We start from the raw sequence: 16357 nt of genomic DNA, 5'->3' as shown, positions 1-16357 counted from the left end.
GGCCGTGCGCGGCCAGCAGCTGCAGCGAGGCGATGATGGTGTCGTGGGTGGCGCGCACGCGCTCGGGGTAGGTGCGCCAGGAGTGGGTCTCGACCAGCATCCCCAGGCGATTGCGCAGCAGGGTGTAGCCGTGCGAGAAGCGCGGCGGCGCGACGCCGTCGGCGAAACCGGAGGCCGGGTTGTCGTATTCCACGAACGAGGGGTAGAACGGCAGCGGCAGCGAGCCCTGTTCGGCCAGCCGTGCGATCACCCCGTCGCGGAACGCCAGACCGACCTCGCGCAGGGGCTCGTCGCCAGCGTGGACGGGCTCGACCATGATCGAGATGTCGTGCTCGAACTGCGCGCCGTCGGTGACGTGCAGGTCGATGTAGGCCAGCGGGTCCCACTTGCCGTACAGCGCCAGCATCGCCCGCATTTCCGGCGTGTCGGCCTTGGCGTAGTCGCGGTTGAGGTTGTAGTTCTGCGCGGTGGTGCGCCAGCCCATCTCCTCGGGGCCGCGCTGGTTGGGGCGGTTCCAGGCCTTGAAGCGCTCGTGGCCGTCGACGTTGAACACCGGCACGAACAGCAGCACCTGCTCACGCAGGACATCGGACGCGATCTCGCCGTCGAGCATCTCGCGCAGGGCCAGGAAGCCGGCGTCCTTGCCGTCGATCTCGCCGGAGTGGATGCCGCCCTGGATCAGGGTCACCGGCAGCCCCTGGGCGCGCGCCTGTTCCGGGGTGAACGCGCCCGACTGGGAGACGACCAACAACTTCATCGGCCGCCCCTCGGGGCTGGTGCCGAAACTCTGGCAGCGCACCGCGTCCGGATAGCGGACGGCGAAGGCCTCGCACAGCGCGATGACCTCGTCGTAGCGGCCGGTCCTGACGAAACCGCTGCGTTCGGCGACGGTGGTCAGCGCGGTGTCGCCGGGGGCGGCCGCGGCCGCGGCGGCGGGGGACAGGGCGGACAGCGCCAGGGCGAGGACGGCGGGCAGGGTGCGGATCATCATCGGCGGGCCTTGTGGAGGACCGGCGTATGGTAGCGGAGCGTTGCCGCGTCACCAGGGCGATGGGGAAGGGCTACTGACAGCGGGTGTCAGTAGTGTTGACAGGTGCCGGGGCCACCACGCGGTATGCGTACCGGTGTGTGGAGGGCCGTCGACGCGAAAACTGTCGAGAGCCGTGACGCTCAAGGGGTGTGTCTACCGATATTGGATATTGTTTTTTTGTGACGCAAGTGGTATTTCGTTGCCCGCTAAATTGCCGGCGCCGCAAGTGTGACCCGCGATCGTCGGCGAAACGCGGGGTTGTCCGCGTGAATTGTTTTTCGTGTCTTACAGGGACGTAGGGGGCATCGCGAGCCGCACCCTCGGATCCTGGATCCAGGGGAATACCATGTCGGATTCGATGTCTTCTCGCCTGTCGGTCATTTCGGCGGCGCTGCTCTTTCTCGTTGTCTCCTGCCTGCTGACACCGATCGGATTGCTGGTCGCGGACGCGGTCGCCGATCCGCAGGCAATGACGGGCAGTGCCGCTCCCGATACGGTCTCGGACCAGGTTGGCGCCACTGCTGCCGAGTTCAGGGTCGACGAATCCGGTGCGGCGACCTATTCGATTCCGTTGTATGGGGTGCCGGGCACCGCAGGCGTGGCCCCGCAGCTGACGCTCAACTATTCCAGTCAGGCGGGTTACGGCCCACTTGGAAAAGGCTGGGCGATCGGCGGCCTGTCGTCCATCAGCCGTTGTCGGGCCACACGCGAGGCGGGTGACTTCATCAGCGGCGGAACCGTCACCGACGGCAATCCGGAACCGATCAACTTCACCGGCAGCGATCGCTACTGCCTCGACGGTCAGCGCCTTGTTCCCGGCATCGGGGGTTACGCCTGCGAGAGCGTCGGCGGCATGACCGCGCAGACCCTGCGCACCGAGATCGAGTCGTTCCAGCGGGTCTGTGCCTACACGCCCACCGGCAGTGCGAATGGGCCGGCCTTTTTCACCGTCGAACGCAAGGATGGATCGACCTCCTGGTACGGCGATCGCGACAACAACGCCAGCAGCAACCGTCCCGACGGCTACTTCAACAGCACCGCGGCGGGCAAGACCGCGGTTGCGCTGAGTTGGGCGCAGACACGGTTCCAGGACTCCACCGGCAACTACATCGACTTCGTCTATCTGGAGAATCCGGCGGGGGCGGGCACGGGCGAACACCTGATCAGCGAGGTTCGCTATACCGGAAAGACCGTGCTGACCGGGCAGAGCGGCAGCGCGAAGGCGCCGTATGCCAAGTTGATGTTCACTTATTCGGTCCGGCCGGCGGCGCAGTGGTCCAATGGCTATGCCTCCGGTGGGCGGCTGACCCAGAGTCGCCGGTTGGACAGCATTACCGCGTGCGCTTCCGCGGGCGCGGGCTGCAGCTCGGCCGATCAGGCCCGGTATTACAAGCTCTCGTATGCGACCAGCGTTTCCGGCAGCGGTTTCGAGAACCTCTCCAGCTTCAAGGAGTGCCGCGACAGCAGCGAGAACGTATGCCTGGCGCCCACCCAGTTCACCTGGAGTGCCGGGCGGCATGAGTTTTCCACCAGCAATGCCTGGAATCCCGGCATCTTTGGCAGCGCCTCCAAGTTCAGGGGAATGAAGCTGGGCGACGTCAACGGGGACGGTCGTCCGGACCTGGTATGGCTCAAGGATGGTGGCAGCTCGTGCAACAAGGAGACGGTCAACGTTGCCGTTGGCGAGTTCGACAGCGCGGGGCGGTCGCACTTCCGGCCCGTCACCTCGACCCCCTATTGCACGCCGAACCTGCTGTCTTCGCTGGGGGATGCGAGCTGGCAGCTGATCGATTACAACGGCGACGGCCGCGACGACCTGTTCATGGCCGGTGCCGGCGCCAACGATACCTGGGCGATCTTTCCCGCGACGGACAATCTGCCGACGGTCTTCGACTTCTCCAACAACCTGATTGCGTCGATGTCACCGGCGATCGCGGTTCATCGTCCGCTGTCCGGTCGCTCTCTGCATCCGCAGTTGGCCGACCTCAACGGCGATGGTCTGCTCGACGTGGTCTACCGGCGCACCACGCCGCCGAACTCGGTGGCGTGGTACGCCAGGCTGATGACGCGTTCCGGAAACAACTGGGAATGGGGGGGCGAGAAGATCGTCTACCGGGATGTACCTACTCTGGACTTTTGTCTGCCAACGCCTGACTACAGTTGCACGACTAGCCATTTCGACTCGATTAGCAATGGCCTTGGCTCCTACCAGTTGTACGACTTCAACGGCGATCAGGCCTCCGACCTGGTCTACTACCGCGACTTTGTCGTCGACTACACCTATACCGGTAGCGGAGAGTGTTACACGCCACCTCCTGGCACCCAGTTTCCGCCGATCGACGACGATCCGTACTGTCATGAACAGCATGTGTTCAGCAGGCTCAGTATCCAGAAGGTGGACCAGATAGGCAGTACCAGTATCGCGCTTTCCGAATACGCATTGCTTTCCCGGCATGGTGGCGGATACGGGAGCATGACGGACGGCAAGGCCGACCGCTTCGCCGACTTCAACGGCGATGGCCTGACCGACCGGCTGGAGTCGGGACGCTATCTGTATCTGAACAACGGCGTTGGATTCGACTTCCAGATCGACCTCGGGAGCCAGCCGGAGGACCAGGACCAGATTCACATTGCCGACGTGAACGGCGACGGTCGTGCCGACATGCTGTATCCGTTCGCGGAAAGCACCAGGAAGGTGTTTCGAGCCCGCTATGGCCTGGCCACCGGAGGTCTGTCCGCGTTGACGGCGATGCAGGGCAACAACGCCGTCGCCTGCAGTGGCTCCAGTTGCAATCCCGCCGGGAAGATGCACCTGTTCACGGATCTGGATGCCGACGGCCAGCTCGATTTCTTCGCGCTCAGGCTCGACGACAACCCCGACTACTATCTTTCGCAGGCCAGCCTCAGGCACCAGCCACGCGATGTGATCACAGGTGTCACCAATGGGCTGGGCGCACAGACCGACATTGGCTACGCCCCCCTGACCAATGCGGCAGTGTACCGTCGCGACACCGGTTCCCGGACGCTCAACTGGGGGCGTGGCGCTCCCGTGCAGGACCTGCTGGCGCCCACCTACGTGGTGTCGCGTGCGTCCAGCAGTTCGCCTCAGGCGGGAGCCCCCGCGGCGATGGCCAACGTCTATTACCGCTACGCCGGCGCGAAGGTGCAGGGCGGCGGGCGTGGTTATCTCGGATTCCGCGAGATCGCCACGGTCGATACCAACCACGAAGCCGGCTACGTCACCACGACCAGCAGCTATCACCAGAATTTCCCCTACATCGGCATGCCGGCGCGAACCATCAAGCGCGCGGTGGCCAGCGGCAGCTATGGCGTATCGGGGTGCCTGAAAGGTCTGGTTACCAATGCCTGTTTCGCCACGCCGGGATCGGCGTTCCCGACCATGCCGGGCAACTGGTTCTCCGACAGCAGCCACGTATGGGAGGCGGACACCGACCTCGGCGCAACCGTCCGCTCGTATGCCGCTGGCGAGCAGCGGCCGATCCACGTGCGCACCGCCGGCACGGAGGAGAAGCTGCGCGATCCGTTTGGCGGTGCGCAGACCAGCCGGGTTGTGACGACGTTCGCCTATCTCGCATATGGCAACGTGGGCAGTACCACGGTCGATACCTACACCGGGACGAGCGGTACCGCGACGTCCACGGTGGTTACGGCCAATGCCTATTCCGACAATGGCAGCTTGTGGCGTCTGGGACGCCTGACCTCGTCGACGGTCACGCACAGCAGACCGAATCGGCCGGATGTGGTCAGGACGGCGTCCTTTTCCTACCAGACCAGCGGCGCCTACACGGGTTTGTTGCGGGCCGAGCGCAGTCAGTCGGGTGTCGGCGCCGATCAGGACCTGCGCAAGCAATACGTTCATGACGAGTACGGCAACCGTACCGTTTCCATGACCTGTGCCGATCCAGCGACCTCCTGCACCACGGCGATCAGCTTCCATCCGGCGACACCGACCCAGGTCCAGCGCTATACGCGGGCGACCTACGACAGTCGCGGACGTTATCCGGTCAGTACGGCGGAGCCGTTCTGGAGCGGTACCGGTGGCGTGGAACGCGTTACCCAGACGGTGGTGTCGCGCAACATCTTCGGCGACGTCACCGAAGCGGTGGACATGAACGGCAATGCCACCGTTGCGGTCACCGGCACCTTGGGGCGCCCGTACTACGCGTGGGTGCAGACCGTGCCTGGCGCGACCCCTGGAGACCCGAACGGGGGGCAGGAAAGCCTGACCACCTATCGCTGGTGCGGCAGCGGTAGCGGCCAGGTCTCGTGTCCGACAGGAGGCAAGTTCCGTCAGGAAACGATCGCCAGTGGGGCGCCGGCCGTCTGGACCTACATGGACGTGCTGGGCCGCCCGATCATGAAGGCGAGCGAAACCTACAACATCAACGTCAGCGGCAAGGATGTCTCGGCCGTATGCACGGATTACAACGCGGCCGGCCAGTCCAAGCGCGTGTCCAACCCGTTCTTCCTGGCGGGCACTGCGGGCAGCAACGGTCCAACAGTCGCATCCAACGTCTGCACGAGTGGACGCGACTGGAACACCACCAGTTTCGACGTGCTGGGTCGGCCAACCGATGCGGTGGCGGCCGACGGCAGCATCACCTCGACCGACTACGTCGCACTCGATACGCTCATCACCGACGGGCGAGGCAACACCACCACCCAGAAGCGCAACGGGTTGGGCGAGCTGACCTCGGTCACCGATGCCGCCGGCTTCGCCCAGGCCTACAGCTACTACGCCGACGGCAGCCTCTACTACACGTGGCGCGATGCGGGCCGTGGCGACATCAAGAACGTGTTCTATTACGACGCGGCGGGGCGCAAGATCCGTCAGGTTGATCCGGACTCGGGCACCACCTACTTCGAGTACAACGCGCTGGGCGAGTTGACGGCGCAGCAGGATATCGAAGGCAACCGCGTCGAGAACGAGATCGACGCCCGTGGCCGAGTCTGGCGCAGGACGGTCAAGCATGCGAACGGGGTGGTCGAGTCGCAGTCGACGTTCGAGTTCGACACCGCTGCGAACGGGGTGGGGCAGTTGGCCTCGGAAGCCATCAGCGGCAGCTACGAGGCCTGGACAGGGCAAAGTGGGTTGGCGCTGGACTACAGCCGCAGTCACAGCTACGACAGCATGGGGCGTCCGGTCGGCAGCTCGACCACGATCGATGGCGACAGCTATGCCACGGCGGTCTTCTACGACAGCCTGGGGCGGCCCCAGCGGGTCAAGGACGCCAGCGGCCGTTGGGCTTCGACCCAGTTCAACGAGCGCGGCTTCGCCAGGGCGGTCTGCTGGCGCAACTCCACCGGCTGTCTCGGCAGTACGATCCCCAACGACGACAACGAACGTACCGCACTGATCAATCAGGAAGCCGATGCCTGGGGCAACATCATCCGGGAGCTGCGTGGACAGACCACGGCCCTTGAAGTCCGTCGCAGCTATCACCCACTAAGCGGTCGGATCAGCTCGATCTGCAGCGGCACCAGCGCGTGTGCCCTGGTTGACGAGGAGTACGCCTGGGACGACGCCGGCAACCTGCACACCCAGCGCAAGGAAAACCGGTACCTGGAGACCTTCACCTACGACAGTCTGAACCGGCTGGTCTCGGCCAGGCTGGACATGCAGGACGGGGTGACGGTCAACAACACCTGGCAGAGCTACGAATACGACGCGCTGGGGAATATCTGCCGCCGATACACGCAGGGCTGGGCGATCCGCGACTATACCTACCAGGGCCGTTCCGGCTGCGGTCTGGGCGGCGCGCTGAACAGCAGCTACGGCAGTGGCGGAACCGGGACCGTCGGCGCGCATCAGGCCGCCCAACTGGTCAATGGCGCCAACGTGATGACCCAGACCTACGACGCTCGAGGCAACCTGACCAGCCGCGACGTCACCGGTGTGGGCGCGCGCGTGATGCGCTACAGCCTGGACAACCGGATGTACGAGATTCGCGCCGACAACGGGGGCTGGTTGTCGCGCTTCTGGTACGGCCCGGACGGTCAGCGCTACAAGCAGATCGATCAGGATGGCCGCACCACTCTGTACCTGGGCAATGTCGAGATCGTGAAGCAGGGCGGAGCGACGACCGTGCGTCGCACGTTGGCCGGCGTGCAACTGCAAACCATCGTCGGCAGTACGACCACGACCCGCTATCTGTTCCACGACCATCTGGGCAGCGTGGCGCGCATCGCCGACGTCGACGGCAACGTAGTCGAGAGCCTGGACTACCTGGCCCACGGCGGCCGTCGCGATCCGGACACCCAACTGGCCAACGGAGCGGCCTCCAACGTGACCCCGCGCGGGTTCACCGGCCACGAAATGCTGGACAAGTTCGCGATGGTCCACATGAACGGCCGTGTCTACGACACCTACATGGGCCGCTTCATGCAGCCCGACCCGGTCATCCAGGCGCCTGACAACCCGCAGAGCTGGAACGCGTATACCTACGTGTTCAACAACCCGCTGGCGTATACCGACCCGACCGGGATGATCGGCATCAAGGAGCGGCAGTGGCTGGGGGCTGCGGTAGCCATTGTGGGATCCGTCGTGGCGCCTTATCTGACTCCCGTATTCGGGAAGCTGGGTACTGCCGTCTTGATCGGTGCCGTGGCTGGAGGGGTCAGTACGGGCACTTGGCAGGGGGCCTTGTATGGAGCTTTCTCAGCGGCCGTTTTCTACGGCGTGGGGACGTACTTCGAGAACGCGCAATGGGCGCAGGCCACGGAATGGGAAAACGCGTTTGGGAGCGGTCTGAGCTGGGGAGGGTATGGCGCCAAGGTGATGGCCCATGGTGCCACCGGCGGGGTCATGGCCAAGCTGCAAGGCGGGCGTTTTGGACATGGGTTCGCCAGTGCGGGTGTTACCCAGGCGTTTGCGCCTGCCATCGATCTGATTGGAGGCGGGGCTCCTAGCTATGCGGGGGTGCGGGTTGCTGCCGCGGCGGTCTTGGGTGGGACTGCGGCGAAACTCTCGGGCGGAAAGTTCGCTAATGGTGCTGTCACCGCAGCATTCTCAAGGGCATTTAATGATGAAGTGCATCAGGAGCATGGGGCTTGGTCGAGAGATAACGAGTACGACGTCAGTGAGTCTTCTTATCATCGCTATACGGAGGCAAATGCGATTTGTTTGATTTCAGAAAATGGGTGTACTCCGGAAAATGTGGGTGCTCTGATGTTGGGGGGGTATAACGCTCCCAGCTTCATGTTGAAACCGCAAAGTGTCGCCGCGCCAGGGGATGATAGGCTGTTGTTTGCCACTAGATATCCTGGAATGAATTTCCCGAGTACCTATAAGATTCCGGGTGGAATTATTAATCAAGTCGCGAATCCTGGCTACTTCTTGGTTACGAATATAACAACGAGGGCTCATCCGTTGTATCCTGGGGTGATTGACCGAATCGTCGTTCAGTCGGGTGGGAAAGTATGGGTTGTTACTCATGGGGTTGGTTACAATCAATATTTCGGCCGCCCTGGGGCGTTTGCCAACATGATGGCAGGACCTGCAATGTTTAGAGATCAGGATAGGGCTTTGGCGAGGGCGTGGAGAGCGCGTTATGGTCATTGATTTTGTTTCTAAGGTCGTTAGGGGTGTTGCTTTGGCGGTGATACTTATTGCGGCATCGTGGGCCATACAGTACTGGGTTTTTGTGAGTCCAGGTGATCCCGGTGATGTGTGGCTCTTTGTGCAAGCAAGGGTTGTTGCGGATCTTTCTGTGGCTGTCTTGTTGTTGCCGGCCTTGGTTCTTGTTTTTCTTTCTGGGTGCGGATGTAGATCGTTTTACCTGTATCTTGGTAGCGCGCTTTCTTTGTGGCTGGTGTCATTTTATGTATTTATAGGAAAAGGGCTTGTTTCTATAGTTATTGATGAAGTCGAGTCGTCTGGCCTGCTTGGTGCTCTTGATTCCGGGCGAGGCTGGCAAGCTGTCGTTGAGATTGTTTGGTATTTTGTTTTTTGTGTGGCTTTTATTTTGTTTTTCTATATGTTCGGTGTGCTAAATATTGGGCGATCTGCTCATGATGGTCCTGGTGGCGGCTAGGAAGGCTGGTGTTTTAAGAGTCAAAAGTGGCGTAATAAAAGTTGCTTTATAGAAGCAGTTGAGACAAGTTGCTTGGACGTTCTGGCGCGTCCGATCTTTCATGTGGGGGGCTAGTACGTTTTCGAAGCAGTCCGGCATGGCAAGCCGGCAATGCTTGAGATCCCCCAGCCCCCCAATCTGAGGTAGGCTCGACGCTTCGTGCCAGTACCCGGACCCACTTGATGTCGAACACCACCGCCGCGAGCGCCGGCGCCGGGCAGTTGCCCCGGCAGATTCCCTACATCATCGGCAACGAGGCCTGCGAGCGCTTCAGCTTCTACGGGATGCGCAACATCCTGGTGCCGTTCCTGGTCAGCAGCATCCTGCTGGCCTACCTGCCGGAAGCGGACCGCGAGGGCGCGGCCAAGGACATCTTCCACACCTTCGTCATCGGTGTGTACTTCTTCCCGCTGCTGGGCGGCTGGCTGTCCGACCGCTTCTTCGGCAAGTACAACACGGTGCTGTGGCTGTCGCTGGTGTACTGCGCCGGCCATGCCTGCCTGGCGCTGTTCGAGGAGAACCGCACCGGCTTCTACACCGGTCTGTTCCTGATCGCGCTGGGCTCGGGCGGCATCAAGCCCCTGGTCTCGGCCTTCGTCGGCGACCAGTTCGACCAGAGCAACAAGTCGCTGGCGAAGATCGTCTACGACGCGTTCTACTGGACGATCAATTTCGGCAGCTTCTTCGCCTCGCTGCTGATGCCGATCTTCCTGCGCAACTACGGGCCGAGCGTGGCGTTCGGCATCCCGGGGCTGTTGATGTTCATCGCCACGGTGATCTTCTGGGCTGGGCGCCGCAAGTACGTGCACGTGCCGCCGTCGCCGCCGGATCCGGACTCCTTCCTCAACGTGGTGCGCAGCGCGCTGTTCGGACCGGCGCCGGGCAAGGGCGCCGGCACCTTCGTCGCGATCGCCGGCGTGGTGCTGGCGATCGCCTCGCTGGCGCTGATTCCGCCGATGGGCTTCGTCAAGGCGGTGCTGATCGGCCTGGGGCTGCTGATCGCCCTGGTCGGCACCGGCGCGTCGATGCAGCTCGGGCGCGCGGCCGACCGCCATCCGGCCAGCGCGATCGAGGGCGTGCGCGCGGTGCTGCGGATCCTGATCGTGTTCGCCCTGGTCACTCCGTTCTGGTCGCTGTTCGACCAGAAGGCCTCGACCTGGGTCCTGCAGGGCCAGACCATGCACATCCCGCACGAGCTGTGGTGGTGGCCGAGCTGGCTGGTGGTGACCGCCGGGCAGATGCAGGCGCTGAATCCGATCATGGTCATCCTGCTGATCCCGTTCAACAACCTGGTGCTGTATCCGCTGCTGCGCCGCATGGGCTTCGCGCCGACCGCGCTGCGGCGGATGGGCTTCGGCATCGCGTTCTCGGGCCTGGCCTGGATCGTCGCCGGCCTGATCCAGTTGTATATCGACGGCGGCGACCCGGTCTCGCTGGCCTGGCAGATCCTGCCGTACCTGCTGCTGACCTTCGGCGAGGTGCTGGTGTCGGCGACCGGTCTGGAGTTCGCCTACAGCCAGGCGCCGCGCTCGATGAAGGGCACGATCATGAGCTTCTGGCTGTTGTCGGTGTCCTACGGCAACCTGTGGGTGCTGATGACCAATGCCGCGGTCCGCAACGACTCGGTGACCGCGCAGATCGCCAGCACCGGCCTGAGCGAGAACGCGTTCCTGATGTTCTTCTTCGCCGGGTTCGCCTTCGTCGCGGCGGCGGCATTCGGGCTGTATGCGCGCCGCTATCCGATGCAGGACCATTACCGCAGCGCCTGATCACAATCCCGGAACCGCCGGACGCGATTCCGGCGCCGATAACCGAAGCGGATAGACGATGTCGACCCTGATCCTGATCGCGATCACCGTGCTGGTGAGCTGGCAGGCCTTCGAGAAGCCGAGGCTGATCGAACGGCTGATCCTGTGGCCGCCGGCGATCGAGCGCAAACACCAGTACGACCGCCTGATCACGCATGGCTTCATCCATGCCGACTGGCAGCACCTGCTGTTCAACATGATCACGCTGTTCTTCTTCGGCCGCGCGATCGAGCCGTTCTTCCTGCCGCGGATCGGCTACCCGGGTTTCGTGCTGTTCTACCTGTCGGCGATCGTGATCGCGATCCTGCCGACCTGGATCCGCCACCGCCGCGACCCGCACTACCGCAGCCTCGGCGCCTCGGGGGCGGTGTCGGCGGTGCTGTTCGCCTACATCCTGCTGGCGCCGTGGTCGCTGATCTTCGTGTTCTTCCTGCCGGTGCCGGCGATCCTGTACGCGGTCGCCTATGTCGCCTATTCGTTCTGGATGGACCGCAACGGCGGCGACAACATCAATCACAGCGCGCACCTGTCGGGCGCGATCTACGGGGTGCTGTTCATGCTGTTCATGGAGCCGCGGGTCGGCGAGCACTTCCTGAACCAGTTGACCCGGCCCTCGTTCATGTAGGGCCGGGCCGGGTGCCCCGCATGGGCGCCGCGGCAGCTTCGGGACTGTCGCGGGGCGCCGTTGCGCGCAGCCTGCGCGCGATGCGGCCGGGTCAGGCCGCGAGCGGGTGATCCTCGCGGATCAGCTCATCCGGGGACTGGCCGTAGGAGCGGGCGAGGCGCTCGTAGACCTCGACATCGATGACGTCGAATTCATCGCCAGCCTCGCCGTTGCGCGCGAGTGCGAACAGCCGGTCGATCAGGACCGAATCGCTGGCGGACTGGATCATAGCGATCTGGTTGCCGGTCATTGCCTTGCTCCCCCCTGTGTGTCGCCCTGCTGAGGCTGACGCACATACCGTGCCAATCCTTGATCACGTCCGCACAGGCGGATTCCGGCCAAAAATGTGACGCAGTACGTCAAAGCTGGCCACTGTTCGGGGCGATCCGACCTGAAACGCAACCAAATCCCGACACATCCGGCGTGCAGGCAGCGGCGGCCGCTCGTGTTAATACTTGGGGGGCGGCCGGCCCCCGATGGGCGGGGTGCGATGGGTCGGGGCGGTCCCGGCTCCGGCGGCCGCCCAAGCCAAAGTCGACCCCTGGAGCAGTTGCATGACCGAACAGACCCCCGCCGACGCGCCGACGATCCATCACGACACCGGCGTCCACCGGTTCGCCACCACCATCGACGGGACCAAGGCCTATCTGGACTACCGCATGGACGGGCGGACCCTGGTGGTGACCCACACCTGGGTACCGGAGGCGATCGGCGGTCGCGGCATCGCCAGCCACCTGGTCCGGGCCGCTTTCGACTATGCGCGCCAGGCGCAGTTGAAGGTGGTGACGCAGTGTTCCTATGCCGAGGCCTGGGTGAAGCGGCGGCCGGAGTACCAGACCCTGCTGGCCTGAGCTACCGCCACGCCCGCACACGCACGCCGTGCCGCAAGCGATGCGGCACGGTTCCGCTGGTTTCGTGACCGCTGCATCACATCGGGAACGTTAACGTGGCCGCATTGCCTCCCAGGACGGAGTTTATGCGTCGCGTTTCTTCCCCCCCGATCGTTGTTCCCGCGTTGATCCTTTCCAGCCTCGTTGTCCTGTCCGCCTGCGATCGCGGCCAGGCGCCGGTGGCCGATGCGCCGTCGAGCCAGGCCGCCGACGGGACGCCCGAACCCGGAACGCCGGAGCCTGCGCCCGCGCCCGCGCCGGTCGAGCTCAAGGACGTGTCCGAGGTCACCTCCGACTACGTGGTCGGCATCACCTATCCGCCATCGGCGATGAAGTACCCGGGACTGGCGGCCGAACTCAAGCGCTATGCCGACGATGCCCGCGAGGACCTGATGCAGGCGGTCGCCGCGCGCACCGAGGGCGAGGCGGCGACCCTGTACGACCTGTCGCTGACCTTCACCGAGGTCGCCAATACACCGCAGTTGTTCGCGATCGCCGCCGACGGCAGCAGCTACACCGGTGGCGCCCACAGCTCGCCGCTGCTGGCCCGCTTCGTGTGGCTGCCCGAGCAGCAGCAGCGGCTGCGGATCACCGACCTGTTTCCCGCCGACGGCGACGGCTGGGCCGAGATCGCCTCGCAGGTCAGGGAGTCGCTGCACACCGCGCTGTCGCAGCGCCTGGATGCCGACGAACTGTCGCCGGGCGAGCGCGAGCGGATGATGCGCGATGCGCGCCGGATGATCGAGGACGGCACCGGCCCGGAGGCGGAGAACTACAGCGAGTTCGAGCCTGTCGTCGGGCGCGACGGGCGTATCGAGGCGATCCGCTTCGTGTTCCCGCCGTACCAGGTGGGGCCGTACTCGGATGGCGAGCAGGTGGTGCAGTTGCCGGCATCGGCGCTGCTGCCGTACGTCGCCGAGCAGTACCGGAAACTGTTCTCGACCCGATAGCGCGGGGCGGGCCTTCGCGCGGCGCCGTCTTGACGCCGGCGTCAGTGCCCGGACAGTAGGGTCGAGCCCGAATTGTCGCGACGCGATGGTGCCATGGCCGGAACGCATTCTCCGATCAAGCGCAGGGTGGATCGACTGTTGGCCGAAGCCGGCGTGCGCGTCGGCGGCGGCGGCGAGTGCGACCCGCGGATTCTCGACGACCGCTTCTATGCGCGCGTGATCGCGCAGGGCTCGCTCGGGCTGGGCGAGTCCTACATGGACCACTGGTGGGAGGTCGCGTCGCTGGACGGCATGCTGGCGCGGCTGATGCGGGCCCGGCTCGACCGGCGGGTGATGGGCTGGCAGGCCGCCCTCGACCGCTGGCGCGGACGCTGGTTCAACCAGCAGACCCGGCGCCGCAGCCGCGAGGTCGGGCGCCGCCATTACGACCTGGGCAACGACCTGTATCGGGCGATGCTCGGCAAGCGCCTGGTCTACAGCTGCGGCTACTGGCGCGGCGTCGGCGATCTCGACAGCGCCCAGGTGGCCAAGCTCGACCTGGTCTGCCGCAAACTGGGACTGGCGCCGGGCATGCGCGTGCTCGACATCGGCTGCGGCTGGGGCGAGATGCTGAAGTTCGCGGTCGAGCGGCATGGCGTCGAGGGGGTGGGCATCACGATCTCGCAGGAGCAGGCCGCGTTCGCCCGCGAGCTGTGCGCGGGACTGCCGATCGAGATCCGCCTGCAGGACTATCGCGATGTCGACGAGCGTTTCGACCGGGTGATCTCGATCGGCATGTTCGAGCACGTCGGCCACGCCAACTACCCGACCTTCATGGACAGGGTGCGGCGCTGCCTGCGCGACGACGGCCTGTGCCTGCTGCACACCATCGGCGGCAATCTCACCCGCCACGTCACCGACCCGTGGATCGCGCGCTACATCTTCCCCAACTCGATGCTGCCGTCGCCGTCGCAGGTCGCGGCGGCGGTGGAGGGGCGGCTGGTGATCGAGGACTGGCACAACTTCGGCGCCGACTACGACCGCACGCTGCAGGCGTGGCGCGACAACGTCGAGCGCGCCTGGAACCGGTTGCCGGCACGCTACGACGAGCGCTTCAGACGCATGTGGCGGTTCTACCTGGCCGGTTCGATGGCGACCTTCCGCACCCGCAACGCCCAGCTGTGGCAACTGGTGTTGTCGCCGCACGGGGTGCCCGGAGGCTATGTCGCGCCGCGCTGAGAGCCTGTTCACGATCTCCACGCCGCCCGCGCCGCGTGCCCGGGATCACAGGGTCATCGGCATGCCGCGCGGCGGTCATCGCAACGCAATCGGCGCTGGCGAGGCTGGAACGGTCGGCTGGCAGGGGGAGTCGGCATCCCGAGATCCCGCGTCCCCGCGGCCTGCCATTGGAGGCACCGATGCACCCACTCGTCGAAACCCCGGCCGCGCCGCCCGCGCGCCGCCGTTCCCATCGCCGCCTGTCCGCCCGCGCGACGCTCGCGGCGATGGCCTTCGTGGTCTACTCGATCACGGCCTGTTCCCTGGTCGCCACCGCGCCGGCGCGTGCCGGCGAACCCCGGATGTCCGATCCTGCCTCCCTCGACCGCGCCGGCACCGGCGCCGAAGCCGCCGGGCGCCGTCGTCCCCGCGCCGACAACGGCGGCCTGATCGTGATCGCCCACCGCGGCGCCAGCGGCTACCGTCCCGAACACACCCTGGAGGCCTACCGGCTGGCGATCCGCCAGGGCGCGGACTTCATCGAGCCGGATCTGGTCGCGACCCGCGACGGGGTGCTGATCGCCCGCCACGAGAACGAGATCTCCGGCACCACCGACGTCGCCAGCCGTCCCGAGTTCGCCAATCGCCGGACCACCAAGCTGATCGATGGCAGGCCGTTGACCGGATGGTTCAGCGAGGACTTCACCCTGGCCGAGATCAAGACCCTGCGGGCGCGCGAGCGGATTCCCGAGGTGCGTCCGGGCAACACCCGCTACGACGGCCGCTACACCATCCCGACCTTCGCCGAGGTATTGCGGCTGATCAAGCGCGAGAGCCGCGGCGGGCGTCGCATCGGCGTCTATCCGGAGACCAAGCACCCGACCTATTTCGCCCACGAGGGGCGGCGCCTGGACGGCGCTGCGATCGACGTTTCGCTGGGCGCGAAACTGGTCGAGACCCTGGTCGCCGAGGGTTTCACCGACCCGCGCCGGGTGTTCATCCAGAGCTTCGAGTTCGAGAACCTGATCGAGCTGGAGAAGGCGATCATGCCGGCGGCCGGCGTCGACCTGCCGCTGGTCCAGCTCTACGACGACCTCTACGACGCAGTTCCCTACGACGTCCGCTACAACGTCGCCCACGGCCGCGACCTGGCCGCGCTGTACGGCGACCTCGGCGATGTCGTCGACGGTGGCCTGGGTGCGGACACCCGCTATGGCGCGCTCGCGAGCGAACCGGTACTGGCCTGGATGAAGGCCCACTACGCCTCGGGCATCGGGCCGTGGAAGGGCAACCTGCTGCCGCGGCTGGCGCTGGATCCGCCGCTGGATGGCAACGGCGACGGCCGCGCCGAGGTCGCGACCCGCAGCACCGGGATCGTGCATCCGATGCTCGCGCATGCGCTCGGCCAGGGCCTGTTGGTGCATCCCTACACCTTGCGCGCCGAGGAGCGCTACCTGGCGCAGTCGCCCAATGGCCAGGTGCAGTCGGCGATGGCCGAGGCGCTGCAGCTGTACGGCCTGGGGGTCAACGGTTTCTTCATCGACCAGCCGGACATCGGGGTGATGGCGCGCGATCTGTTCCTTGATGTGAATGCCCTTGATGTGAACGCGCGGGACTGAGACGCGAGCGACACGGATTGAGACGCCTTCGGGACCGGGCGGGAGCGAGGCAGGGAAGCCGACGGGCCCGGGCAGCATGCGGGGCGGTGGCGCGGCAGGGAGGTCG

Annotated in this window: 10 protein-coding genes; 8 read left to right on the top strand and 2 right to left on the bottom strand. The window is 65.2% G+C overall.

Translation table 11 applies throughout. From position 1 onward, the window contains the following. A partial coding sequence (locus FKV24_RS09360) for a M14 family metallopeptidase (protein WP_425481611.1) occupies window positions 1-976 on the bottom strand: 976 nt, incomplete at its 3' end. Between the two features lie 400 nt (window positions 977-1376). On the opposite strand from FKV24_RS09360, the gene FKV24_RS09355 reads away from it, so the two are divergent. The 4 genes from FKV24_RS09355 (at window position 1377) to FKV24_RS09340 (ending at window position 11556) form a co-directional block, all read left to right on the top strand. Continuing rightward, the gene (locus tag FKV24_RS09355) at window positions 1377-8612 is read left to right on the top strand and encodes an FG-GAP-like repeat-containing protein (protein WP_141482189.1); all 7236 of its coding nucleotides are present in this window, start codon (window positions 1377-1379) and stop codon (window positions 8610-8612) included. Then, a complete protein-coding gene (locus tag FKV24_RS09350; RefSeq protein ID WP_141482188.1) occupies window positions 8602-9084 on the top strand; it encodes a hypothetical protein in 483 nt (160 codons plus the stop codon). Before FKV24_RS09355 ends, FKV24_RS09350 begins: the two co-directional genes overlap by 11 nt. A gap of 221 nt (window positions 9085-9305) precedes the next feature. After that, window positions 9306-10892: a POT-type proton-dependent oligopeptide transporter gene (locus tag FKV24_RS09345; RefSeq protein WP_141482187.1), complete on the top strand. Its 1587-nt coding sequence runs from the start codon at window positions 9306-9308 to the stop codon at window positions 10890-10892. Between the two features lie 58 nt (window positions 10893-10950). Beyond that, window positions 10951-11556, top strand: a complete 606-nt coding sequence (locus FKV24_RS09340; protein ID WP_111266561.1) for a rhomboid family intramembrane serine protease — start codon at window positions 10951-10953, stop codon at window positions 11554-11556. A gap of 91 nt (window positions 11557-11647) precedes the next feature. Here the strand turns inward: FKV24_RS09340 and FKV24_RS09335 are convergent, their stop codons facing one another. Beyond that, the gene (locus tag FKV24_RS09335; protein WP_111266560.1) at window positions 11648-11845 is read right to left on the bottom strand and encodes a hypothetical protein; all 198 of its coding nucleotides are present in this window, start codon (window positions 11843-11845) and stop codon (window positions 11648-11650) included. 304 nt (window positions 11846-12149) lie between these two features. Here FKV24_RS09335 and FKV24_RS09330 point away from each other — a divergent pair, with 304 nt between their 5' ends. The 4 genes from FKV24_RS09330 to FKV24_RS09315 all read left to right on the top strand — a co-directional run bounded on the left by FKV24_RS09330 (window position 12150) and on the right by FKV24_RS09315 (window position 16251). Then, window positions 12150-12446, top strand: coding sequence for a GNAT family N-acetyltransferase (locus FKV24_RS09330; protein ID WP_111266559.1), 297 nt, complete (start codon window positions 12150-12152; stop codon window positions 12444-12446). Between the two features lie 164 nt (window positions 12447-12610). Then, window positions 12611-13435, top strand: coding sequence for a DUF3298 domain-containing protein (locus FKV24_RS09325; protein ID WP_249040974.1), 825 nt, complete (start codon window positions 12611-12613; stop codon window positions 13433-13435). Window positions 13436-13528: 93 nt separating this feature from the next. Further along, entirely contained in the window at window positions 13529-14653 is a 1125-nt protein-coding gene (cfa, locus tag FKV24_RS09320) for a cyclopropane fatty acyl phospholipid synthase (RefSeq protein WP_141482185.1), read from the top strand. Window positions 14654-14832: 179 nt separating this feature from the next. Next, window positions 14833-16251: a glycerophosphodiester phosphodiesterase family protein gene (locus FKV24_RS09315; RefSeq protein ID WP_249040973.1), complete on the top strand. Its 1419-nt coding sequence runs from the start codon at window positions 14833-14835 to the stop codon at window positions 16249-16251. The last annotated feature ends 106 nt before the right edge of the window (window positions 16252-16357 follow it).

Source organism: Marilutibacter maris (assembly GCF_006546735.2).
In the GTDB taxonomy this organism is placed as follows: Bacteria; Pseudomonadota; Gammaproteobacteria; order Xanthomonadales; family Xanthomonadaceae; genus Marilutibacter; species Marilutibacter maris.
The sequence above is the reverse complement of the archived record's forward strand: the minus strand, read 5'-3'. Positions and strand labels throughout refer to the sequence as shown.

Bases quoted from the DNA above. Each gene is read 5' to 3' on its own strand.
- FKV24_RS09335 (WP_111266560.1), bottom strand. From the start codon at position 11,845: ATGACCGGCAACCAGATCGCTATGATCCAGTCCGCCAGCGATTCGGTC.
- FKV24_RS09355 (WP_141482189.1), top strand. From the start codon at position 1,377: ATGTCGGATTCGATGTCTTCTCGCCTGTCGGTCATTTCGGCGGCGCTG.
- FKV24_RS09340 (WP_111266561.1), top strand. From the start codon at position 10,951: ATGTCGACCCTGATCCTGATCGCGATCACCGTGCTGGTGAGCTGGCAG.
- FKV24_RS09345 (WP_141482187.1), top strand. From the start codon at position 9,306: ATGTCGAACACCACCGCCGCGAGCGCCGGCGCCGGGCAGTTGCCCCGG.
- FKV24_RS09330 (WP_111266559.1), top strand. From the start codon at position 12,150: ATGACCGAACAGACCCCCGCCGACGCGCCGACGATCCATCACGACACC.
- FKV24_RS09350 (WP_141482188.1), top strand. From the start codon at position 8,602: ATGGTCATTGATTTTGTTTCTAAGGTCGTTAGGGGTGTTGCTTTGGCG.
- FKV24_RS09315 (WP_249040973.1), top strand. From the start codon at position 14,833: ATGCACCCACTCGTCGAAACCCCGGCCGCGCCGCCCGCGCGCCGCCGT.
- cfa (WP_141482185.1), top strand. From the start codon at position 13,529: ATGGCCGGAACGCATTCTCCGATCAAGCGCAGGGTGGATCGACTGTTG.